The 6,203-nt window shown below is 53.4% G+C and carries 2 protein-coding genes and 1 rRNA gene (1 of these 3 cut by a window edge); all 3 read right to left on the reverse strand.

The genetic code is table 11. The features are described 5' to 3' along the window. Positions 1–57: 57 nt before the first annotated feature. Complete coding sequence (locus GZH47_RS06680; RefSeq protein ID WP_162639361.1) at positions 58–2,535, reverse strand: GH116 family glycosyl hydrolase; 2,478 nt, start codon at positions 2,533–2,535, stop codon at positions 58–60. Positions 2,536–2,561: 26 nt separating this feature from the next. Then, entirely contained in the window at positions 2,562–3,653 is a 1,092-nt protein-coding gene (locus tag GZH47_RS06685; RefSeq protein ID WP_162639363.1) for a Gfo/Idh/MocA family protein, read from the reverse strand. Between the two features lie 531 nt (positions 3,654–4,184). Next, positions 4,185–6,203, reverse strand: a 23S ribosomal RNA gene (locus GZH47_RS06690) (it continues 1,012 nt past the right edge of the window).

The following is a 6,203-nucleotide window of genomic DNA, read 5'->3' on the forward strand; positions in this document are numbered from 1 at the left end:
AGGGTTAATGGTGAATCCGTTCTTTGCCCTTGCCATCTTGCTGCATCAGCCTGCCGGCTAGCCCGATTGAATGCGATCAATCGCGATCTGTCCTGCTTTAACCTCTACGAAAGGTTCTTGATTCCTTATGCCTGCAATGCCGTAGCCGGTTGCGGTGCATAGGAAGCTGCTGTAATCCCCATCCGTTCGCGGCGAGATGTATAAGGTTCGCTCACAAGCATCATACCGAATGCCGCTCCAGCCTTGCAGGAGCCCGTAAGAAGCCAGCGCGCGCGCATACCAGTTACCGCACTCATACTCGTTGAATGGGTTCCGCACCTTGCCGTCGAACCGGCTGCGGCAGGTCTGTACGATATCAAGCCCTTCTTCGAGACAGCCAAGCGACATTAGGTGCGAGGCCACCTGATATTCGATTCCCGTCCACACCTCGTTGCTGTATACGAACGGCAGCGACAGTTTACCGCCATTCGGCCATGTGCAAAGCACCAATCCTCCCTCGTCGCCGAGAGCAAAACCGGGCCGCTGCGGATTCGGATGTTCGGATAAATCGCGGATCAGGTTATAACGGTACACGCTTAGCAAGTGGCTCCGTACTTTGTCACGATCGAGAATATCGCCAAGCCCGCACATTTCGGCCAGCCAAGCCCCGATGACGCCGTCCGACAAGCAGCCTTGACCATACTGATACTTCGGGCCTTCCTCTTGCAGAAGCGCCCTTGCCTCAACCGAATAATTGACGTTCCACGCTGCTTTGGCATGAATCGGCGAAGGTGCTCGGAGCCCTTCCCAAACAATCTTCTGTTCGAAAAACTCCCCGTTAAACAGCTCGTTCTCGATGTAGGATCTGCCTCGCCGATAAAGTTCTTCGTACGGCTCTGCATCCTCGCCGCAGGCTTCGGCCATTCGCGACGCAGCCTTCAACGCTCCGATATAAATGGACGAGCACATGCCGTTCGGACCCCAGAATTCGATATCGTACGTATTGTGATGCGGTTCGGAGAGAACGCCGTTGCGTTCCGGATCCCATGTTTCCATGCAATAATGCAAGCTTTGCTTCACTTTCGGCCAAATCGCGCGCAGCCACTCCGAATCGCCGCTGATCCGCCATTCCCGGTACACCTTCATCATGCCGCCGAGCTGACCGTCGGCCGCAGCATGAAAATCGTGATCGGCCGGTTGAATCGGCAGCGGGACCCGGAAATTCTGGTGTCCAGTAACGTCTTGTCCCTCTTCGAATTCGGTATCTCGAATCGAGCGTTCCAAATCCGGGAACAGATGCGAAAGCGCTTGCGCATAGTTCCAAACATGCGTGCAGGTGCCATGACAGCTGCCCCTGGCATCCTCGCTGCCTTCCCAGCCCCAGAACCTTCCGTCGGTTTGCCGCAGCACGGTCGGCGACTTCAGGATGGATAGATTCGCAGAAGCGGCTTCCACCAGCGCTTCCGGCATACTCGTACCGAAGAACGTGTCCGTGAAAGCCGAGCTTTCCTCCCGCAAACGCGCATAGTTATTCGTCCAAAACGCAGTGACCTCGGAGATATTCGCGAATTTACCCGAATACCAGGGCTTATGATACGCCGAAGCGGCAGCCTGCGCGCTCACCGCAGTCGTGTCGCCGACAGCAGCGGGGACGGGAGACGGCAGGCCTTCTCTCTGGTCGGACTCCGGCACGTACCAGGAAAGCATGATTCGCACCGTTTGCCGTTCATGCGGCTTCAACGTCAGCGGTACGTATAGACTTGCGCCGGGGCTCGGCCTTCCGTCGTCGTCTACGGGAGGCTGCTGCCTCCAGCCCCCGGCTTCGACCGTATTCCAAATCATCGTTACCGAATCGAACCAGCCTCCGCGAAACCAAGCGCAATCGACTTTCGCTTCCGGATGATCCGTTACCGCGCTGAACGCTCCCTGCTTCCATGGCTGACCTGCGATGGCCGGCTGATCCAGCACGAAACCGTTCAACGAATCGGCCAGCCGGACACGCTGATCATTCGAGTCGTATTCGGCCATGAAGTTCGCCGCGTGATAGGAATATACGAGCTCTAGCTGCTCGTCGGTCAGATTCTCGAACGTATACTCCAGTCCCGCGACCGGCAAGCTGGAATCGTCCGCCTGCAGCGGCACGAACGGACTCCAGCCCGTAATCGTGACAGCCGCCGGTACCTTATCATCGCGCAGTTCGATTCTGCCGAACGGGAACGCCGCTTCGAAAACGCTTTCGTCAAACCGCGGCAGTCCGTAATGTTTTCCGTACAGTCCGCTGCCCGGGCTGGAATCTTTCATCCGGCTGCCGAATATTTTGCGTTTCGGCACGGGTCCTTCGAGCACGCGGCCAACGATACCGTCCCGTCCTTTCACGCTGAGGGCGGAGAACACGATCGGTTCGTTCCTATTATCCGGCTTATGATGCATGGCAAAATGCGACATGGCCCCGGTGCCTTCCAGACAAAAGCTCCCGGCCCCGATTCCCCCAAGCGGAAATGCGATATGCGAATTCTGATCGCCTTCATAGCGCTTATTCGTGCGCTGCTGATTCATGCTCGTCCCTCCGCATCGCATCTTCTCTATTGGCTGGCTTTCAGTGCATCCATTACCATTTGGTAAATCTTCAGATCTTCCTTCGAATCTTCCACCGTCGTTTTCGGGGTCAGATTTTGCGTGATCACTTCGTGCAAATACTTCAATTCCAGCGTATACGAATCCGTGAACGTCGGACGAATGACCGATTCCGTGTACGTTTCGCCTTCGGTCTCGTTTACAAGAAGCTTCGTAGGGAGATGACGGATGTACGGGGTGTCATATTGAACCTTCACGGACTTGCGGCTTGCATACACTTCCACATGCGCGTCGAAGCGCCCTTGTTGATCCATGCCCATTTCATACGTAACCGAGAAGGTGCCGTAATCGAATAGCGCGTTCAAGAAGATGCTGTCGCTGTGCGTGGATAGTTTTGCTGCCAAGACAGCCTTCGGCATGCCGATCGCCTCGCGCATGGCCGACAGATCATGACTTCCCAATCCCGCAAGCAGCCGGTAAAATCCGAACAGCGGGTTCTCGGGCTCAAGCCCTGTCGCCTCTCTGCCAAGCCGCTCTGCTCTTTCGCTGCGGTCCTTCTTCGCTGCCTCCGGAATATCGTCAAACGACACCGTTCGGCTCGTAGGGCGGATAAAGAAGTGATTCTGGCCGATAATATCTCTCACCCGTGCATAAGTGATATTATCCATCCCGCCGATCTCTTGGACAGCTTGAACGAACGAAGCCGCGTAACGGCGCATATATCCGATCATGATCTGGACCCCGTTGCGGTCGCGCGCTTCGATAATGGCATCCGCCTCGGAATTCGTCAGGCACATCGGCTTCTCGATGAATACATGCTTCTTATTATTCGCGGCTTGAATGGCGCATTCAGCATGATACTCGTCGCTGTTAAGCACGAATACGATGTCCAAATCCGCTTGTTTGACCAGCTCGTTCATATCGGTATACAAATTCTCCACGTTATACTGGCTGCCAATTTGCTCGACCAGCTTCTGCGAAATGTCACAAATGGCGGCGATTCGGTATTGTTCCGGCAAGGATTGAAGCACCGGCAAATGGATGACCTGCGCCACTTCGCCTAGCCCGATAAGTCCTACGTTTAGTCGTTTGTTTGTCATGTCGCTCTACTAGCCCTCCAATAAACAACTTTACAAAAATAATTATTTTGTAACATTGTAAGAATGCATTTTATGATCTTGATTATAGTATTCGGTAACGAACTTGTAAATACCGCATTTTTAACCTTATTCCGTTCTCATAACGTCTTTTTAACCTTATAAAAATGACATCAGGGCATTTTTGTAACTTCACAAATATTCTAAGCGTCAAAGGAGCAGACGAATACCACACGGAATGGCGGTAGAAGGACTTGAATCCAAAGTGGAAAATAATGAGGTGCAATTGAATAGGCGAATGAAGTGTTATTCACTTGAAGTCCTTGTGCCCATTGTCGTATAGATCCTTAAATCCAAATGGCCGACTTCTATTGGGCAATTTCTTGCGGCTATGTAACATCGGCATGTTAAGCTATTCTAGCGAAAATAAAAAAGCCACAGGAATTATCCTGTGGCATTAACGATCGGTTACACCCTGAAAACTGGATACGAACCTTTGCGAAGGTTTCTTGCATTAGCTGAAACGAGATGTTCTTGGATAAGCCCTCGACCGATTAGTATCCGTCAGCTCCACGCATTGCTGCGCTTCCACCTCGAACCTATCAACCTCGTCGTCTTCAAGGGGTCTTACATACTGGGAAATCTCATCTTGAGGGGGGCTTCACGCTTAGATGCTTTCAGCGCTTATCCCGTCCGCACTTGGCTACCCAGCGATGCTCCTGGCGGAACAACTGGTACACCAGCGGTGCGTCCATCCCGGTCCTCTCGTACTAAGGACAGCTCCTCTCAAATTTCCTGCGCCCACGACAGATAGGGACCGAACTGTCTCACGACGTTCTGAACCCAGCTCGCGTACCGCTTTAATGGGCGAACAGCCCAACCCTTGGGACCTACTTCAGCCCCAGGATGCGATGAGCCGACATCGAGGTGCCAAACCTCCCCGTCGATGTGGACTCTTGGGGGAGATAAGCCTGTTATCCCCAGGGTAGCTTTTATCCGTTGAGCGATGGCCCTTCCATGCGGTACCACCGGATCACTAAGCCCGACTTTCGTCCCTGCTCGACTTGTAGGTCTCGCAGTCAAGCTCCCTTATGCCTTTGCACGCTACGAATGATTTCCAACCATTCTGAGGGAACCTTTGGGCGCCTCCGTTACATTTTAGGAGGCGACCGCCCCAGTCAAACTGCCCACCTGACACGGTCCCTGTACCGGATTACGGTACCAGGTTAGAACTCCGATACGATCAGGGTGGTATCCCAACGATGCCTCCACCGAAGCTGGCGCTCCGGCTTCCAAGGCTCCCACCTATCCTGTACAGATCGTACCAAAGTCCAATATCAAGCTGCAGTAAAGCTCCATGGGGTCTTTCCGTCTTGTCGCGGGTAACCTGCATCTTCACAGGTATTAAAATTTCACCGGATCTCTCGTTGAGACAGCGCCCAAGTCGTTACGCCATTCGTGCGGGTCAGAATTTACCTGACAAGGAATTTCGCTACCTTAGGACCGTTATAGTTACGGCCGCCGTTTACTGGGGCTTCGGTTCATAGCTTCGCCTTGCGGCTAACCACTCCCCTTAACCTTCCAGCACCGGGCAGGCGTCAGCCCGTATACTTCGCCTTACGGCTTCGCACAGACCTGTGTTTTTGCTAAACAGTCGCTTGGGCCTTTTCACTGCGGCCCCCTCGGGCTATTCACCCTACCGAGGCACCCCTTCTCCCGAAGTTACGGGGTCATTTTGCCGAGTTCCTTAACGAGAGTTCTTCCGAGCGCCTTAGCATACTCTGCTCGACTACCTGTGTCGGTTTGCGGTACGGGCACCTTCACCTGGCTAGAGGCTTTTCTTGGCAGCCTGAACTCATGACCTTCGCTACTGCAATTTTCGCTCCCCATCACAGCCCAGCCTTATCGATGTGCGGATTTGCCTACACATCAGCCTCACTGCTTGGACGGACATCCATCAGTCCGCGTCACTATCCTTCTGCGTCACCCCATTGCTCGTAACGGCTTACGGTGGTACAGGAATATCAACCTGTTGTCCTTCGACTACGCCTTTCGGCCTCGCCTTAGGTCCCGACTTACCCTGAGCGGACGAGCCTTCCTCAGGAATCCTTAGTCTTACGGCGGACAAGATTCTCACTTGTCTTTTCGTTACTCATACCGGCATTCTCACTTGAATGCGCTCCACCAGTCCTTACGGTCTGACTTCAACGTACATTCAACGCTCCCCTACCCCTGTCGTAGCCTTCACTTCAGGCTGGTGCGTTTAGCTGGGGCATTTGGTCAGAATCTTGAACAACCTTATCGGTTGATTCTGACTAATGTCCCGGTGTACCAGAACAAAGTGAAAGCTACGACAAGCCATAGCTTCGGTGGTGTGTTTAGCCCCGTTACATTTTCGGCGCAGAGTCACTCGACCAGTGAGCTATTACGCACTCTTTAAATGGTGGCTGCTTCTAAGCCAACATCCTGGTTGTCTTTGCAACTCCACATCCTTTCCCACTTAACACACACTTGGGGACCTTAGCTGATGGTCTGGGCTGTTTCCCTCTTGAC

The sequence above is a fragment of the Paenibacillus rhizovicinus genome (assembly GCF_010365285.1).
In the GTDB taxonomy this organism is placed as follows: domain Bacteria; phylum Bacillota; class Bacilli; order Paenibacillales; family Paenibacillaceae; genus Paenibacillus_Z; species Paenibacillus_Z rhizovicinus.

Bases quoted from the DNA above. Each gene is read 5' to 3' on its own strand.
- GZH47_RS06680 (WP_162639361.1), bottom strand. From the start codon at position 2,535: ATGAATCAGCAGCGCACGAATAAGCGCTATGAAGGCGATCAGAATTCG.
- GZH47_RS06685 (WP_162639363.1), bottom strand. From the start codon at position 3,653: ATGACAAACAAACGACTAAACGTAGGACTTATCGGGCTAGGCGAAGTG.